This is a genomic window from Psychrobacillus sp. Z16_25, assembly GCF_056856695.1.
Genome location: NZ_JBXEOV010000003.1, coordinates 226563 through 244555, shown reverse-complemented (window position 1 = coordinate 244555; position 17993 = coordinate 226563). Strand labels below are relative to the sequence as shown.

Genomic DNA, 17993 nt, shown 5'->3' with positions numbered 1-17993 from the left:
TTTCTTTTACCATCTTGAATTGGGAATCTTACTGTCCCTTAATGCGGGATAACAAAACAATATAAAAACTAGGAGGAATTTATTATGGCGAAAATGTATTATAACGGGGATATCAACGAGGCAGTTCTACAGGAAAAGACAATCGCAATCATCGGCTATGGCTCGCAGGGGCATGCACATGCATCGAACTTGAAGGATTCCGGCTATAACGTGGTAGTAGGGATTCGCCCAGGGAAATCGTATGATCAGGCAAAAGAGGACGGTCATGAGGTGTATATGGTGAAGGAAGCGGCTGAACGTGCAGACGTAATCATGGTTTTATTGCCAGATGAAAAACAAAAGGCAGTATATGAGGCAGAAATCGAGCAGGCTCTAGCAGCTGGGAAGTCACTAGCATTTGCACACGGCTTTAACATTCACTTTGGTCAAATCATTCCACCTGAGGATGTAGATGTATTCCTAGTTGCACCTAAGGGACCGGGACATTTAGTGCGTAGAACATACGAATCTGGTGCTGGAGTTCCAGGATTATTCGCTGTATACCAAGATGCAACCGGAAATGCGAAGGAAACGGCACTTGCCTATGCAAAAGGAATCGGGTCTGCAAGAGCTGGTGTATTAGAAACGTCCTTTAAAGAAGAAACAGAGACAGATCTATTCGGTGAGCAGGCTGTACTTTGTGGAGGAACGACTGCTCTTGTGAAAGCCGGCTTTGAAACACTTGTGGAAGCAGGTTATCAGCCAGAGCTAGCCTATTTTGAAACGCTCCATGAGCTGAAGCTCATTGTCGACCTAATGTATGAGGGAGGACTTTCTACGATGCGATATTCCATCTCCGATACAGCAGAATGGGGCGATTTCGTATCAGGGCCTAGAATCATAGATGCATCAGTGAAGGAACGGATGAAAGATGTACTGGCAGATATCCAAAGCGGAAAGTTTGCAAAGGAATGGATTGAGGAGAACGAAACGAATCGTCCGAAATATAATGCGATCAAGGAAGCAGAATCGAAGCACCAAATTGAAGAGGTGGGAGAAAAACTTCGTGAGATGATGCCATTTATCAACGCAGGTAAAAAACAGGTGAGGAAAGAAGTGGTGACTAGTGGGCAAGGTTGACATATTTGATACTACCCTAAGAGATGGCGAGCAGTCCGCTGGGATTAACCTGAATACGCAGGAAAAGCTAGAAATCGCACGTCAGCTTGAAAGATATGGCGTTTCCATTATTGAGGCGGGGTTTCCTGCCTCCTCACCTGGAGACTTTCATGCAGTGAAGCAAATTGCGGACACTGTCAAGAATTCCGTGGTAACTGGCTTGGCTCGCTCGATGAAAAGTGATATTGAGACATCTTGGGAGGCACTAAGAGGCGGGGTACAGCCACATCTTCATACATTTATCGCAACCTCTCCAATTCATATGCAATATAAGCTGAATAAAACACCGGAGCAGGTAATCGAGCTGGCAGTGGAATCCGTTAAGCTGGCACGAAAATATTTTCCGCTGGTGCAATGGTCTGCAGAGGATGCGACACGTTCCGATCGAGACTTCCTTGTGAGAATCATTCAAGAGGTAATTAAGGCAGGAGCTACCACGATCAATATTCCAGATACGGTGGGATATGCCACTCCTATTGAATACGGCGCACTTTTCCGATATTTATCGGAAAATGTGCATGGCATAGAAAAGGTAAAGCTCTCTGCACATTGTCATGACGACTTAGGCTTTGCCGTAGCGAACTCCTTGGCAGCTGTTGAAAACGGAGCCACGCAGGTGGAGGGAACGATTAACGGTATTGGAGAACGGGCTGGAAATGCGGCGCTAGAGGAAGTGGCGGTAGCCATTCATATACGAAAGGATTATTATCAAACGGAATCTGGCATTGTGCTGAAGGAAACCAAACGCACGAGCCAGCTCGTAAGCAAGCTGACAGGGGTTGTCATTCAGCCGAATAAAGCAGTAGTCGGGAAAAATGCTTTTGCCCATGAATCTGGCATCCATCAGGACGGCATGCTAAAGAATCCAGAAACCTATGAAATTATTACCCCGGCTTTAATTGGAGAAGCAGCAACTGAGCTAGTGTTAGGAAAGCATTCCGGACGCCATGCCTTTTCGAAAAGGGCAGAGGAGCTAGGGTTTCAGCTAGAGCCGGATAAATTAAACGCTGCTTTTGCTACTTTTAAAAAGCTAGCCGATCGGAAAAAGGAAATTTCCGAAGAGGATCTATTCACTTTATTGACAGAGCAGCAGGTAACTAGTGGAGAAGTCGAGGTTTACGAGCTAGAGGAGCTGGTCGTTCATTATGAAAACAATGTGCCAACCTCTACAATTCGAATCAAAACCCCAAGTGGAGAAAGTCTTATTGCAAAAGGAGAGGGCTCCGGAGCGGTAGAAGCAATTTTTCAGACGTTAGAAATACTGGTGAATGGAGAGGTGAAAATCCTAGATTACCGAGTATCCTCTATTTCAAAAGGAAGAGATGCGCTTGGGGAAGCAGTGATCAACCTTTCTTATAATGGTGCAGTATCCACTGGAAGAAATTCGTCACAGGATGTGTTAAAGGCATCCGCGAGAGCTTATATAAATGCGATCAATCGTCGACTGATGCAAGAGCATGTGCAAGAACGTAAGGCATTAGTGAATCAATAAAAGAGGAGTGAGTGAGATGGAAAAAACAATCACTGTATTACCAGGCGATGGAATCGGCTTAGAGGTGACAGAGGCTGCCGTTAAGGTGTTAAAGGCAATCGGCAAACGCTACAACCATACCTTTCATATGCAATACGGCGTCATTGGGGGAGCGGCGATTGATGCATTTGAAAACCCCCTGCCGAAAGAGACGATTCGTATGTGTGGCGAGAGTGATGCAATCCTTTTAGGTGCCGTTGGAGGTCCAAAGTGGGATCAGTATCCATCTCACTTACGTCCGGAAAAGGGCTTGCTGGCTCTTCGAAAGCATTTCGGGCTTTATGCGAATATCCGCCCGGTGAAGGCGATCCCTGCACTATTAGACGCATCTCCTTTGAAAAAGGAAATCGCGGAACATGTAGATATGGTCATTGTGCGAGAGCTGACCGGAGGCTTATATTTCGCAGAGCCAAGGAAGAAAACGAATGACTACGCAGTAGATTCCCTTGTCTATACAAGAGAAGAAATCGAGCGAATTGTCGATGTGGCCTTCCAGCTTGCGAGAAGCCGGAGAGGGAAGCTGGCATCCGTTGACAAGGCGAATGTATTAGATTCCAGTAAGCTGTGGCGTGAAATTGTGGAAGAGAAGAAGCAGGGCTACCCTGATGTGAAGGTAGAGCATATGCTCGTAGATTCTACTTCCATGAAGCTAATTACAGGCCCGGCGGAGTTTGATGTAATCGTGACGGAGAATATGTTCGGAGATATTTTGAGCGATGAGGCTTCTGTTATAACAGGCTCTCTAGGTATGCTACCATCTGCAAGTATGCGAGAGGATGGCTTTGGTTTATTCGAACCGGTGCACGGCTCTGCACCTGATATCGCTGGACAGAATAAGGCAAACCCAGCAGCGGCCATTCTTTCTGCGGCAATGATGCTAAGGGAGTCCTTCCAAATGGAAACAGAGGCTATAGCAATAGAGGAAGCCGTTAATAGTGTACTAAATGATGGATTCTTTACAGGTGATTTGGCGCCGAAAGGTAGTAGGGTTTTATCCACAAAAGAATGGACGGATAAGGTATTAGATGAACTAGATTTAGAGTTTGTTTCCGATAGTATCATGTATTCATATGTGTAAGTGAGGAGAGAGCGGGATGGCAAAGACGATTATTGAAAAAATTTGGGAGCAGCATGTGGTTTATCGAGAGGAAGGGAAGCCGGATCTTCTTTATATTGACCTTCATTTAATACACGAGGTTACTTCACCTCAGGCGTTTGAAGGCTTACGTATAAATAATCGCAAGGTTCGCAGACCGGACTTATGCTATGCGACGATGGATCATAATGTACCAACCCTCAATAGGCACGTAATAAAGGATCCCATCGCCTCCAAGCAGATTAATACACTTCAACAGAACTGCGAGGAATTTGGCATCCCTCTTGCAAATATTGGCCACCCAGATCAAGGGATTGTGCATATCATTGGTCCCGAGTTAGGCCTTACGCAGCCAGGAAAAACAATTGTGTGTGGAGACAGCCATACCTCCACACACGGTGCTTTTGGAGCTATCGCATTTGGAATCGGTACTAGTGAGGTGGAGCATGTGCTTTCCACTCAGACGCTTTGGCAAGCCAGACCGAAAACAATGGAAATCAAAGTGACAGGGGAACTAGGTCATGGCGTAGCTGCAAAGGATATTATTCTTGCGATTATCTCCAAGTTTGGCATCGACATGGGTACCGGTTATATCGTGGAATACACCGGGGACGCTATTAGGAAGCTTTCGATGGAGGAGCGCATGACTATTTGTAATATGTCAATCGAAGCTGGAGCGAGAGCTGGTTTGATTAGCCCGGATGAAACAACGATTGAATTTCTACGAGGACGTGAGTATTCTCCGAAGGGTGAAGCTTTTGAAGAAGAAGCGAAGCGCTGGCTTGCGTTGGCGACAGATTCGGGAGCAGTATACGATAAAACGGTGGAAATTTCCGCTGACGAAATAGAGCCGTTTGTCACTTGGGGGACAAATCCTTCCATGGGCTCTGGCGTGACGCAAAGAATCCCATATAAGGCAGATTTCACAGATGTTAGTGACCAGCAGGCACATGAGAAGGCATTAGCATATATGGGCTTGCAAGAGGGAATGCCGATTGAGGATATCCAAATCAGCAATGTATTTATTGGCTCCTGTACGAATGCTCGAATAAGCGATTTGCGAGCGGCTGCTAAGATAGTAGAAGGACGAAAAGTACATCCTAACGTGCATGCCATCGTGGTACCAGGATCGCAAACCGTGAAGGCTCAGGCAGAGCAGGAAGGGCTTGACCAAGTGTTCAAGAATGCTGGGTTTGAATGGAGAGACTCGGGCTGCAGCATGTGTCTTGCGATGAACGATGATGTGGTACCAGCCGGAGAGCATTGTGCCTCCACCTCCAATCGAAATTTTGAAGGTCGTCAAGGAGCTGGCGCTAGAACTCATTTAATGAGTCCAGCAATGGCAGCAGCTGCCGCAATAGAAGGTCATATAGTGGACGTAAGAAAATTTCAGCTGGCACATGTGTAAGGAGGAACACCATGGAACCGATTAATATAGTGAAAAGTGTTATCACACCTCTTAATAGAAAGAACGTCGATACTGACCAGATTATCTCGAAGGAATTTTTGAAGCGTATTGAACGTACAGGCTTTGGCAAGTATCTATTTTATCATTGGAGATTTGATTCGGCTGGGAATGAAAGAGAAGATTTTATTTTAAATGATGCTCGCTACAAAGGCTCCTCTATTTTAGTTGCACAAGACAATTTTGGGTGTGGCTCCTCTCGTGAGCATGCACCTTGGGCAATATTTGACTATGGCTTTCGTGTGGTCATTGCACCTAGCTTTGCGGATATCTTCTATAATAACTGTATGAAAAATGGTCTATTGCCAATCAAGCTAGGGGTAGAAGAGGTGGAGCAGCTATTAGCGAAAGAAACGTATTTGATGGAGGTAAACCTAGAGGAGCAAACTGTAATCGGCGAGGAGGGCACGGTCTTTCATTTTGATATCGACCCTTATCAGAAGAAAATGCTGCTTAATGGCTGGGATGAAATTTCACTGACCTTTCAATATGAGGAACACATAAAAGCATACGAGGAACGCTCACTGGCTTAAGCTGGTGAGTTTTTTTGTGGACACTTGACTTATAGCGGTAACTAAAATATAATTAGTTACGAAAAGTAACTGCAGAGGGGTTATCCTATGAAATATCATCAAAAGCCTTTGACGTACGTGGAGTTAGTAGAATTAAAGGTAATGGATTTAGAAAAATCCAATCGCTTCTATCAAGAGGTGCTAGGCTTCCAAGTTCTAGAGCAGACGGACAATAAAATAGTCTATACAGCAGATGGAGAGACAGCACTTGTTTCCATCACGAAGCCAGCAGAAGTAACGGCGAAGCCACCAAAAACAACGGGCTTGTACCACCTAGCCATATTGCTCCCTAGTCGAGCAGATTTAGGTGCGTTCCTACGGCATGCCATTGAATCAAATATCCAATTAGGAGCAAGCGACCACATCGTCAGTGAAGCATTGTATCTGAACGACCCAGACGGAAACGGGATAGAAATCTATCGAGATCGTCCAGACAATGAATGGAACTGGGAGAAAGGCAACGTAGCAATGGACTCCTTACCAATTGACGGAGCAGGTGTCTTAGAGGCAGGTCAGCATACCGAATGGAAAGGCATGCCGAAAGAAACGCTAATGGGCCATATCCATTTACAAGTGGCTGATTTAAAAGCAACTCAGCAATTCTACGAGCTTCTAGGCTTTGAATTAGTAACCCCATATCCAGGTGCACTCTTCATGTCCTCCGGCAAGTACCATCACCATATCGGATTCAATACATGGGGTAGTCAAGGCGCACAGCCAGCTCCGGATACAGCAACCGGACTCGAGGCTTTTACAGTTGTTTATCCTTCTTTTGAGGAAAGGGAAAAGGTGATTGAGAGGCTTGGGGAGAAGGGGATATCTGTTAGTGAGGAAGACGGGGTATTTATAGTTAAGGATCCATCGCAAAATAGAATGAAGCTAGTTGTGAAGTGATAGAGGAAACCGCTACCGTATAGGTGGCGGTTTTTAGTTGGAGATAACATTGCTTTGAAGGTTGTTGTCTATGATAATAGTCATCGTTTGATAATCGCAAGATTCCCGCATAATCGCAAGATTCATCCCTATAATCGCAAGATCAGGACCGTAATCGCAAGATCCAACCAGTTAATCGCAAAGACCACGTCGCTAATCGTTAAGATTGGGAGGCAGAAATTCTTCATCGTAAAGATAGGTCATGGAATCGTCAAGACTGCCTCCATAATCGTCAAGATATGAAGGATAATCGCAAAGATCCGGCTGCTAATCGTTAAGATTGGGAGGCGGAAATTCTTCATCGTAAAGATTGGTCGTGGAATCGTCAAGACTGCCTCCATAATCGTCAAGATACGAAGGTTAATCGTAAAGATCTGGTCGCTAATCGTTAAGATTGGGAGGCAGAAAATCTTCATCGTAAAGATAGGTCATGGAATCGTCAAGACTGCCTCTATAATCGTCAAGATATGAAGGATAATCGCAAAGAGCCGGCTGCTAATCCTTAATATTGGTCAGTTTATAAAAAGACAAAGATTCTCCTAGCTACCGATTCAATTTGAACGCACTTGGAGTAATTTTATTTAATATGAAAAATATAAAAATGAATACTGGTACAAATTTCTTTACAGTTGGTACAATGGATATATATACCAGTTGAGACCTAATGTGGGAAGGGGCGATAAGTTTTGAAAATGCTTGCTATTATTATTAGAGAGTCTGATAAAGTTGCCGAAAAAATTTTGAAAGAGTTTGAACAACCTGCTAATAAAAGAGAATTTAATTTTCATGATGGAGTAATAATTAGTTTACTTGAAGATATGATATCTAAAACGAAGTCTTTAAGAGTTTTATTAGAAGCTCAATGTTATGATTCCAACGATTTAATAAGCAGGTCGATATTTGAATCACATCTTTACTTGAAATTTATCCTACAAGAAGATACTGAAAGAAGAGGGAAACTTTACGCATATGGAGAACGAGTGAAGGACTTGCAATTATTTGATAAAATAAGGGGCACGAATAAAGTAGCAAGGAGAATTAGAGATTTTTTAGATATTTCGATTGAAGATGTCGATAAAGTGTTTTCGGAGAATCCTGACCCCGACTATTTCGAAAGAATTAAAGAAGAGTATAAAAGTTTAAGGGAACCAGAATTTGAAAAGAATAATTGGTACGACATAGATGGTAAGACTCGCAGTGTAGAACAGCTCAGCATAAAAATGGGGATGCAAACAGAGTATGAGATTATTTACCGTCTTTTATCAAAAGAAGTTCATTCCAGTAATGCATTATCTAGAATAAAAGTCAGCCCCAATGAAGTGAAGATAGGAAAATTCGATATTAATCCATCGTTAAATATTAATATTTGTTCATTATTGTTAATGGAAAGTACACGAGACGTATTAAACTATTACGGGCTAATGAGTGCGTTAACATTGTTTAATCTAAACGTCAGAGTCAATCGCAAAATGAAATAGTCCCACAAGTTAACCCAAGTACAAAATTGGATTATAATATTACGAAGTGTAGTTTGTTGACTTCTTTTTTTATACATTTAAAGAAGAACTTTATAAACTTTGTATAGAAAGAAATTAGCAAACATTAGATGAGCTAAGAATTACGGGGGATATTATGGTTGATCGCTGAAATGTCGGGGGGAGGTAAACGAAACCCATTAGTAAGAAGTGCTAGATTATTCATTCTTTATATTAATACCAAGTATAGAGATAGACATAGGTTGTTCGAAGTGCAGGCGGCGACACCACCGGGAACAGTACGAGCGGAAGCACCCGGACTGAGCGAAGCGAAGGAGAAGGCTGGAGCCGTACCCGGGGTAAGCGTCCGCCGTTAACGGAGAACCAGACTTTCTTCTAATAAAAAGGCCATTATGATATACAATCATGATGACCTTTTATTTTGTATATATCTCTATATCCCTATTATCAATGCGCCTTCAACATACCACCATCGACCACTAAGCTTTGCCCGGTCATATAAGAGTTTGCCTCGGAGCATAGGAAAGTGATAACCTTTGCGAATTCCTCTGGTTCTCCGTAACGTCTGATCGGGATAGCCTCGCGATTACCCTGGCGGATTTCCTCTAGCGACACTTGTTTTTTATTAGCTGCAATTTCATCAAGCTCTGTCACTCGGTCCGTCTGAATTCTCCCTGGTCCTACGGTATTTATCATGATATTGTACTTGGCATTTTCTCTCGCCAAGGTTTTAGATAGCCCCACCATCCCTAATCGGAAGGTGTTGGACAAGATAAGTCCATCAATAACCTCTTTCGTTGAGGAGGATGAAATGTTTACGATCCTGCCGAAGTTTTGCTCACGCATATGCGGGAGAGCCAGTCTGATTGTGCGTATGTAGCTTAGTAGATTTTTTTCAAATGAGTTGATCCAATCGGAATCATTTACCTGGTCGAACCCGCCGGCAGTTGGGCCACCTGCATTATTTACTAAGATATCGATCCCTCCGAGCTGCTTGTTCACTGTATCGAAAAGGCTTTGGATATCCTCTTCTTTTGTTACATCGCATACTTGATAGAAGACCTGCTCGGTTTCGGAGACGTTTCGAATCTCTTCTACAGTGGCCTGTAGCTCCTCTTCGCTTCTACTCGAAATAAAAACAAATGCCCCTTCTTTTGCGAATTGAGTGGCAGTCGCTTTCCCTAACCCCTTACTCGAAGCCATGACAACTACGCGCTTTCCATTCAGTCCTAAATTCATAAAAACATCTCTCCTTCCTTGGTCTTTCTATACATTTTACCGAGAAAAAAGCCTTCTGTCTTTACGGACATTCTTACTATTCCAAAAAATGTAATTAGAACTAGAACATTAGACAATATGCCTAAGTAGAATTTCCTCTAAAAAACTCATATTTTATTGGTTGATGGGAGTATAAGTCATTCTCAAGAGAGGTTTCTGTCGAATTGATTTTTTAGAAATGCAGTAATAGCAAGGCTTGTCCCGTTTTTTCTATTTTTTATCCAAAAGAATTAGACGTTCTCTGTAACATATTTGTTACACAATTGTAAAAATAAAAGAGTTTAAAAAGTGGTAAGATGGGTTTAGATAAATTTTCAGAAAATTAAGTTTTGGGGGAGCCAAATGAGATTGAGATCTATGTTGCAAAAGGCCATGGCTATATTCGTACTATCTTTTCTTATAGTATCAACAACATTCGCTGTTAATACCGAAGCTGCAAGCTCTGTAAATTCATCCGACTTAGTTTCAACAGCAAAAGATTTGATTGGTATCAAATATCGCGGCGGTGGCACGACAAAAGCTGGTTTTGATTGCTCAGGATTTGTGGGGTATGTTTACAAGGATTTAGGAATAAGTTTACCAAGATCTTCTTCAGGGATGTATGCAACTGGTACAAAGGTGAAAAAAGATGACTTAGCCTCTGGTGATTTAGTATTTTTTAATACATCTGGTAAAGGTGTATCACATGTAGGAATATACATTGGAAATGGTAAGTTTATTCATTCATCCAGTTCAAAGGGTGTAAAAATTGATAAACTAAGCGACCCATATTATTGGGGGAAACGCTATGTTGGTGCTAAGCGTGTAGCAGAGGTTACTGTAGCTAAAAACGAATAAAAACATATTAAAATGTGCTCTATCGTATACTAAAGCGATAGAGCATTTTTCTTTGGTAAGTAATTATAATTTTACTAAAGCTTGGTGAAAATAGAATGTATATAGTTGATTATTTGGGACTCCTTCGTCATAATGGAAAAAAGATGAAAATCGTGACCGGGAGGGATCAAAAGGAATGAGTATTTCCGTTATACATTTGGTGAACCGAGCAAGGCGAGCTTCCGTTTAATTATGCAGAAGGATAAGGAAAAGGAGGTTGAGCTCTCGGAAAAAGGAAAATGCTATATTGTAGATATTAGTCCGAATGGTGCTAGGATTTTGTCTAATCGTAAATGAATTAAAGAATCGCAGAAAAAAAGAAATAAGCAGAGTTCACTGATTCGACAAAAAACGACAAAAATTAAATAAATATATTTTAAAAAAGCAGGATATTATAGATTGGTGTAGAAATATTATTATAGAGCTTAAATTAAAGGAGGAGTTTACATGTTAAACTTTAACATTCGCGGAGAAAATATTGAGGTGACTCCTGCAATTAGAGAATACGTTGAAGGGAAAATCGACAAAGTTGGCCGCTACTTTAATGAGGATATTCAAGCTACAGCAAACGTCAATCTAAAAGTTTATAATGATAAACAAACAAAAATAGAAGTAACAATCCCGATGAAAAACTTGACTCTTAGAGCAGAAGAGCGTCATTCAGATATGTATGCTGCAATTGATTTAATTGTAGATAAATTAGAAAGACAAATCCGTAAATATAAAACAAAAGTAAACCGCAAATTCCGTGAGCGTGAAGGTGTTGGAGCATACTTTGCAACAATCGAAGCTCCGGATGCACCAGTAGCTACAGAAGAAGATGAATACAATATCGTACGTACGAAGCAATTTGATCTTAAACCAATGGATCAAGAGGAAGCAGTATTACAAATGAATATGCTTGGTCACAATTTCTTCATCTTCACTGATGCAGATTCTATGGGAACTAACATTGTGTATAAACGTAAAGATGGAAAATACGGCTTAATCGAAACAAACTAAATCGACATCGACCCATCCCTTTTTTAGGGATGGGTTTTCTATTTGTGTTCTACAATTTTCGTTGAGGTGTCCACATATAAATAGTACAAGTTCGAACTGTATATAAAGCAACAGTGTGAATGAAACATGGACATTAATTCGACATGGCACGAGAACCTTACTAGAAGTGAACTACCTAATTATGTAAGACTATTTTGATTAGCTTATTTGCGTAGGGTACTATCGAATGGTAAAATGGAGAGTAAGACTAAATGGGAAGTGAAGATAACATGCTAAGTGTTTTAAATAAAGTATTTGATCTGAACAAACGTGAACTGAAGAAGCTAGAGAAAATCGCCGACCAGGTGGAAGCTCTTGCAGGAAAAATGGAAGCATTGTCCGATGAAGAGCTAAGCGCAAAAACAGTTGAATTCCGTGAGAGATATGCAAATGGAGAAACGCTAGAAGAATTGCGTGCAGAAGCTTTTGCAGTAGCAAGAGAAGGTGCAAGACGAGTCCTTGGAATGTATCCATTCCGCGTTCAAGTTATGGGTGCTGCTGCATTACATGATGGAAACATTGCGGAAATGAAGACAGGGGAAGGGAAAACACTTACCTCTACGATGGCAGTTTATTTGAATGCTATTCCGGGCCTAGGAGCTCATGTCGTAACAGTCAATGAATACCTATCTAGCCGTGATGCGGAAGAAATGGGTAAATTATATAAGTTTTTAGGTTTGACGGTAGGATTAAATTTAAACTCCATGTCGAAGGAAGAAAAACGCGAAGCGTATGCGGCTGATGTAACATATTCCACAAACAATGAGCTTGGATTTGATTATTTAAGAGATAACATGGTTCTTTATAAGGAAGAAAAAGTTCAACGTCCTCTACATTATGCTGTAATCGATGAGGTGGATTCTATCCTGGTCGATGAAGCGAGAACGCCTTTGATTATCTCAGGACAAGCAAATAGAGCAGCTGTCCTTTATAAGCAAGCAAACGCATTCGTTCGTACGCTGAAAAAGGACGAGGACTACACATACGAGGAAACAACAAAAGGAGTAACTCTAACAGACGATGGTGTGGAAAAAGCGGAGAAAGCATTCAATATTGATAATTTATTTGATTTGACTCATGTACGTCTGAACCATGCGATTAACCAATCCTTAAAAGCACATGTTTCCATGCACGTGGATGTGGACTATGTTGTACAAGATGGGGATGTTGTCATTGTTGACTCCTTCACTGGTCGTCTAATGAAGGGACGTCGCTATAGCGATGGTTTGCACCAAGCAATTGAGGCGAAGGAAGGTCTTGAGATTCAAAATGAGTCCATGACAATGGCGACTATTACCTTCCAAAATTTCTTCCGTATGTATGACAAGCTATCAGGTATGACTGGTACTGCGAAGACGGAGGAAGAAGAGTTCCGCAACATCTACAACATGAACGTAGTGGCAATTCCAACAAACCGTCCAATCATGCGTGACGATAGACCAGATTTAATCTATGCATCTATGAAAGGGAAATTTGAGGCAGTTGCTGCGGATATTGCAGAGCGTCATAAAAAAGGACAGCCTGTGCTGATTGGTACGGTAGCAATTGAAACGTCTGAAATCATATCACAGCTATTAACAAAGCACGGCATTAAGCATAATGTATTAAATGCGAAAAACCATGAGCGTGAAGCGGAAATTATTGCAGAAGCAGGTCAGCTTGGCGCAGTAACGATCGCAACAAACATGGCTGGTCGTGGTACGGACATTAAGCTTGGTGAAGGTGTAATAGAAGTTGGCGGCCTTGCAGTAATCGGTACAGAACGCCATGAATCTAGACGTATTGACAACCAGCTACGTGGACGTTCTGGTCGTCAAGGAGACCCAGGGGTAACGCAATTCTATCTTTCTATGGAAGATGAGCTAATGCGTCGTTTTGGATCTGACAACATGAAAAACATGATGACCAAGCTAGGAATGGACGATTCACAGCCAATCCAATCCAAAATGGTATCTAGAGCAGTAGAATCGGCACAAAAACGTGTAGAAGGAAATAACTTCGACTCTCGTAAACGCCTATTGCAATATGACGATGTGCTTCGCCAGCAAAGGGAAATTATCTACAAGGAGCGTAATGAGGTTCTTGAAACAGACAACATGCGTGAGCTTGTGGAATCAATGATTTTCAATGTAATAGAGCGTCTTGTTACGGCTCATACAAATGCAGATAATAAAGCGGAGTGGAACCTGAAGGCAATTGAAGATTATGCACATGCAAACCTTCTTCCAGAGGGTGTTATCACACAAGAAACGCTTCAGGATCTCTCTCAAGAGGAAATTATTGAGAAATTAAAAGCAGAAGTGCTTCGTCTATATGACGCAAAAGAAGAAGAGTTAACCTCAGAGCGTATGCGTGAATTTGAAAAGGTAGTATTGTTACGTTCCATTGATTCCAAATGGATTGACCATATTGATGCGATGGATCAGCTGCGTCAAGGTATTCATTTACGAGCATACGGTCAAACCGATCCATTGCGTGAATACCAAAGCGAAGGCTTTGCGATGTTTGAAACAATGGTAGAGGCTATCCAAGAGGACGTAGCGAAATATGCGATGAAGGCAGAAATTCGTAGCAACTTAGAACGTGAAGAGGTTGCAAAAGGGCAAGCGGTAAATCCGAAAGAAGAAGGCGGACCAGTGAAGAAAAAACCAGTTCGCAAAGAAGCTGCGGTTGGCCGTAACCAGCCATGTCCATGTGGAAGTGGAGAAAAATATAAAAACTGTCATGGGGCAGTAAGATAAGAGAAACACGGAGGAACTTGCAATGATTGAAATCTCAGTAGTAAGAAATGAATTAGACCGTACATCTGAAAAGTTAAATGACTTTAGGGGGTCTCTTTGACTTAGAAAACAAAGAGGCTCGTATCCAAGAGCTGGAGGAAGTCATGACTTTCCCTGATTTTTGGGATGATTCGCAAGCGGCTCAAAAGACGATTAATGAATTAAATGCCTTAAAGGCAGTTGTGGAGCAGTATAAGGAGCTAGTTTCTACGCAAGAAAATCTAGAAATGACGCTTGAGCTAATAAAGGAAGAGCCAGACGAAGAGCTACAGGAGGAGCTAGGCAATGAATTGAAGGAGTTCACTTCCTCCCTAGAGGAATTTGAATTACAGCTTCTGCTTAGTGAAGAGTATGATAAGCACAATGCTATTCTCGAGCTTCATCCGGGAGCTGGAGGGACAGAATCCCAGGACTGGGGTGCCATCCTTCTACGTATGTATCAGCGATGGGCTGACAAACGTGGCTTCAAGGTGGAAACAATCGACTATCTTCCTGGTGATGAAGCGGGGATTAAGTCCGTTACATTGCTGATCAAAGGGCATAATGCTTATGGCTATTTGAAGGCAGAAAAGGGAGTACATCGACTCGTTCGGATTTCTCCTTTCGATTCTTCTGGCCGTCGCCACACTTCCTTCGTATCCTGTGAAGTAATGCCGGAATTTACGGATGAAATTGAAATTGAAATTCGTACAGAAGATTTAAAAATTGATACGTATCGTGCTACAGGTGCTGGTGGTCAGCATATTAATACGACAGATTCTGCTGTCCGTATTACGCATCTACCAACTGGCACTGTCGTAACCTGTCAAACAGAGCGCTCTCAGATTAAAAACAGAGAGCAAGCGATGAAGCTGTTAAAATCCAAGCTATATCAATTGAAAATTGAAGAGCAGGAGGCACAGCTTGCTGAAATCCGTGGAGAACAAAAGGAAATTGGATGGGGAAGCCAAATACGCTCCTATGTATTCCACCCTTATTCAATGGTGAAGGATCACCGGACGAACTACGAGAGCGGAAATGTCCATGCCGTGGTGGACGGAGAGTTAGATGCATTTATTCATGCCTACCTTCGCTCAAAAATAAATTAATAGACGAAACTTACTCTGGTGCTATAATGAAATTATGGCACCGGAGTATTTTATTTCCAGGGGGAATGGGGGAGAACATGGATATTCATCAATTAAAGAAGCAAGATCTAGAGAAAAAGAATTTTATCTTGTTTTTAGCGTTTGCTTTGGCATCTGGCTTAGGCTTACTAGTTCAAATCTTAATTCAAGAAGCACAAACTATTGTAATTATAATAGGTATAATCTTTCTTATTTCTATTATGATGTATTTTTTATCAAGAAAATCGCAGGCTGTATCACTAGTTTTTCCATATGGTATTGTGCTGGCTGGGGCGATTACAGCGGGAAGTATGAGCTTTTTCAATGAAGTGAGCATTGCGACGATTGTGTTAACGTTATTTGTCTTAATTTTAAGCAGCTTACATAACAGTCAAGGGGTATTCCTATTTGGCTATGCGTTATCTGTGATTGTGATGATTATGAATGTTAACCTAGATGAGTTTGGCGTATTTGAAGGAAAGGTGCCAAACATCTTTTTTATCCAGTTCATTATGGCGTTAGGGATTTTTCTTCAGGTCCGTCAAAGCAAGCAAACCTTTACAAATGTCGAAAAACTGATGGAGGAAGCAGCTAAGAAAACTGAGCAAGAATCCTTATTGAATGAAAAGCTGGAAGCAGCTGTTGCAACGATTACTACTAATTTAGAGCAAATCCGAACTAGTACACATTCCTCGATTGCAGCTCAGCAACAAATGCTTACTGCTGTGGGGGAAGTAAGTGTAGGTTCACAGCGACAGTCTGATTATGTAACGGATATTGTTCAGAATACAGAGGAGACCTTTGATTCTGTGAAAGAAATGGCAGGCAATCTGCATGAGCTTGCAGGACAAGTCGAAGCAGCAGGAAATAATGCTTCCATAGGGTCGGAATCGATGGAAAACATGAAAAAGGAGATAGATCAGTTTACCATCTCGTTTGAAGAATTACACCAAACCTTTCATAAGCTTTTTGACAAGATTCAGAGCACGAATGATTTGGCAAGCACCATCAGGCAAATAACCGATCAAACGAATCTCCTTGCCTTGAATGCTTCGATTGAAGCTGCCAGAGCAGGTAATCATGGCAAAGGCTTTGCAGTAGTTGCAGAGGAAATTAGAAAGCTAGCAAATGTAACAGCACAAGCACTAGAAAAAATTGATCAAAATCTCGATGAAGTAAACAAATATAACGAGGCAGCTCTTGAGAAGCTAGACAAAGGTATCATTCAGGTTCGTAACCAGGTAAAAACAGCGGACCAGTCCAACCAATCCTTCCAAGATTTGTTCCGTTCCATGAAAACACTACAGAACCAGCTGTCGCTATTTTTAAATAAAGTAGATAAAATAGCTGTAAATAGTGAGGCAATCAGCGTAAGCACAAACGAATTTGCAGCAATCATTGAAGAAAGCACCGCTACAGTCGAGGAGCTAAATGCCACCCTGCTTCACATTACAGAGGACCAGCAGGCAATCTCCACATATATTGATCAAACATATATAGAGGCCCAAACTATCCAAAACAAATAAGAATCCAGTCGACCAGTAGAGTGAGCAGCTGGTCGATTTTTTTATGAAAGATACAGGCGGGAGGGTTAAGCTGCGTTCATTTTTAGCTAACTATGGATAATTTGCTGGATGAATAGAAATACTCTTGAGTAGGTCGCATGTTGTTTTGGAGGGTATCGTCGAGGACCGCTAGGGATAGAGGAGATGGCTTTATATGTACGATGGCCGCTAAGGATAGGGAAGATTGCTTTATTCTCGGTTGGCTGGGATTTACTCTCACTCGGAGGAAGGTTACTCTCGATTGGCTTCGGTTTATTCTCGGATAGGAGAAGTTTACTCTCATTCGGCGGGTTTACTCTCGTTCAGATGAAATTTACTCTCGGATAGCCGAGCTTTATTCTCGTTTAGAATGGTGGAAGGGCAAGGCCGATGTCTGCTGGGGATAGGGGAGATGCCTTTATTCTCGTTCGGGTGGTATTTACTCTCGCTCGGAGGAAGGTTACTCTCGGTTGGCTTCGGTTTATTCTCGGATAGGATCTGTTTACTCTCGTTCGGCGGGTTTACTCTCGTTCAGATGGCATTTACTCTCTGATAGCCGAGAATTACTCTCGTTTAGAATGGTGGAAGGGCATGGCCGATGTTCGCTAAGGATAGGGAAGATTGCTTTATTCTCGGTTGGCTGGGATTTACTCTCACTCGGAGGAAGGTTACTCTCGGTTGGCTTCGGTTTATTCTCGGATAGGAGCAGTTTACTCTCATTCGGCGGATTTACTCTCGTTCAGATGAAATTTACTCTCGAATAGTCTAACTTTACTCTCGTTTAAAATGGTGGAAGGGCATGGCCGATGTCTGCTAGGGATAGATGGGATGCCTTTAATCTCGTTCGGGTGGTATTTACTCTCGCTCGGAGGAGGCTTACTCTCGGTTGGGCAAAGTTTATTCTCGGATAGGAGAAGTTTACTCTCGTTCGGTAGGATTACTCTCGTTCAGGTGGCATTTACTCTCGGATAGCCGAGCTTTACTCTCGTTTAAAATGGTGGAAGGGCATGGCCGATGTCTGCTAGGGATAGGGAAGATTGCTTTATTCTCGGTTGGCTGGGATTTACTCTCACTCGGAGGAGGCTTACTCTCGGTTGGCTTCGGTTTATTCTCGGAT

The 17993-nt window shown here is 42.1% G+C and carries 15 protein-coding genes; 13 read left to right on the top strand and 2 right to left on the bottom strand.

What is annotated here, in order from left to right:
- Positions 1-84: 84 nt before the first annotated feature.
- The 6 genes from ilvC to AC1VU3_RS05675 all read left to right on the top strand — a co-directional run bounded on the left by ilvC (position 85) and on the right by AC1VU3_RS05675 (position 6716).
- The gene (gene ilvC, locus AC1VU3_RS05700) at positions 85-1119 is read left to right on the top strand and encodes a ketol-acid reductoisomerase (protein WP_480388824.1); all 1035 of its coding nucleotides are present in this window, start codon (positions 85-87) and stop codon (positions 1117-1119) included.
- Positions 1106-2650 (top strand): 2-isopropylmalate synthase, encoded by a 1545-nt coding sequence (locus tag AC1VU3_RS05695; protein WP_482982998.1) that lies wholly within the window; start codon positions 1106-1108, stop codon positions 2648-2650. Before ilvC ends, AC1VU3_RS05695 begins: the two co-directional genes overlap by 14 nt.
- A 16-nt stretch (positions 2651-2666) precedes the next feature.
- Positions 2667-3767 carry a 3-isopropylmalate dehydrogenase gene (leuB, locus tag AC1VU3_RS05690; RefSeq protein WP_480388822.1) on the top strand — a complete coding sequence of 367 codons (1101 nt, stop codon included), beginning with the start codon at positions 2667-2669 and terminating at the stop codon, positions 3765-3767.
- A gap of 16 nt (positions 3768-3783) precedes the next feature.
- The gene (gene leuC, locus AC1VU3_RS05685) at positions 3784-5193 is read left to right on the top strand and encodes a 3-isopropylmalate dehydratase large subunit (RefSeq protein ID WP_482982997.1); all 1410 of its coding nucleotides are present in this window, start codon (positions 3784-3786) and stop codon (positions 5191-5193) included.
- A gap of 11 nt (positions 5194-5204) precedes the next feature.
- Positions 5205-5783 (top strand): 3-isopropylmalate dehydratase small subunit, encoded by a 579-nt coding sequence (leuD, locus tag AC1VU3_RS05680; protein ID WP_480388820.1) that lies wholly within the window; start codon positions 5205-5207, stop codon positions 5781-5783.
- Between the two features lie 87 nt (positions 5784-5870).
- On the top strand, positions 5871-6716 hold the full coding sequence (locus AC1VU3_RS05675) for a VOC family protein (RefSeq protein WP_480388819.1): 846 nt from the start codon (positions 5871-5873) through the stop codon (positions 6714-6716).
- Between the two features lie 239 nt (positions 6717-6955).
- Here the strand turns inward: AC1VU3_RS05675 and AC1VU3_RS05670 are convergent, their stop codons facing one another.
- Entirely contained in the window at positions 6956-7084 is a 129-nt protein-coding gene (locus tag AC1VU3_RS05670; RefSeq protein ID WP_482982996.1) for a hypothetical protein, read from the bottom strand.
- A 363-nt stretch (positions 7085-7447) separates the two neighbouring features.
- Between AC1VU3_RS05670 and AC1VU3_RS05665 the strand changes: the two genes are divergently transcribed.
- A complete protein-coding gene (locus tag AC1VU3_RS05665; RefSeq protein WP_482983038.1) occupies positions 7448-8233 on the top strand; it encodes a DUF5677 domain-containing protein in 786 nt (261 codons plus the stop codon).
- A gap of 158 nt (positions 8234-8391) precedes the next feature.
- Positions 8392-8607, top strand: coding sequence for a hypothetical protein (locus tag AC1VU3_RS05660; RefSeq protein WP_482982995.1), 216 nt, complete (start codon positions 8392-8394; stop codon positions 8605-8607).
- 91 nt (positions 8608-8698) lie between these two features.
- On the opposite strand, the gene AC1VU3_RS05655 is transcribed toward AC1VU3_RS05660, so the two are convergent.
- Positions 8699-9490 (bottom strand): SDR family oxidoreductase, encoded by a 792-nt coding sequence (locus tag AC1VU3_RS05655; RefSeq protein WP_482982994.1) that lies wholly within the window; start codon positions 9488-9490, stop codon positions 8699-8701.
- Positions 9491-9871: 381 nt separating this feature from the next.
- On the opposite strand from AC1VU3_RS05655, the gene AC1VU3_RS05650 reads away from it, so the two are divergent.
- The 5 genes from AC1VU3_RS05650 (at position 9872) to AC1VU3_RS05630 (ending at position 16858) form a co-directional block, all read left to right on the top strand.
- Positions 9872-10366 carry a C40 family peptidase gene (locus AC1VU3_RS05650; protein ID WP_480388817.1) on the top strand — a complete coding sequence of 165 codons (495 nt, stop codon included), beginning with the start codon at positions 9872-9874 and terminating at the stop codon, positions 10364-10366.
- 486 nt (positions 10367-10852) lie between these two features.
- Complete coding sequence (gene hpf, locus AC1VU3_RS05645; protein WP_480388816.1) at positions 10853-11407, top strand: ribosome hibernation-promoting factor, HPF/YfiA family; 555 nt, start codon at positions 10853-10855, stop codon at positions 11405-11407.
- A gap of 269 nt (positions 11408-11676) precedes the next feature.
- Positions 11677-14187, top strand: a complete 2511-nt coding sequence (secA, locus tag AC1VU3_RS05640; protein WP_482983037.1) for a preprotein translocase subunit SecA — start codon at positions 11677-11679, stop codon at positions 14185-14187.
- Between the two features lie 22 nt (positions 14188-14209).
- Positions 14210-15314, top strand: a protein-coding gene (gene prfB / locus AC1VU3_RS05635) for a peptide chain release factor 2 (protein WP_480388815.1) whose coding sequence is annotated in 2 segments (ribosomal slippage) — positions 14210-14284 and positions 14286-15314 — 1104 coding nt in all. Because the reading frame shifts where the segments join, the coding sequence is not laid out codon by codon here.
- A gap of 77 nt (positions 15315-15391) precedes the next feature.
- Complete coding sequence (locus tag AC1VU3_RS05630; RefSeq protein WP_480388814.1) at positions 15392-16858, top strand: methyl-accepting chemotaxis protein; 1467 nt, start codon at positions 15392-15394, stop codon at positions 16856-16858.
- The last annotated feature ends 1135 nt before the right edge of the window (positions 16859-17993 follow it).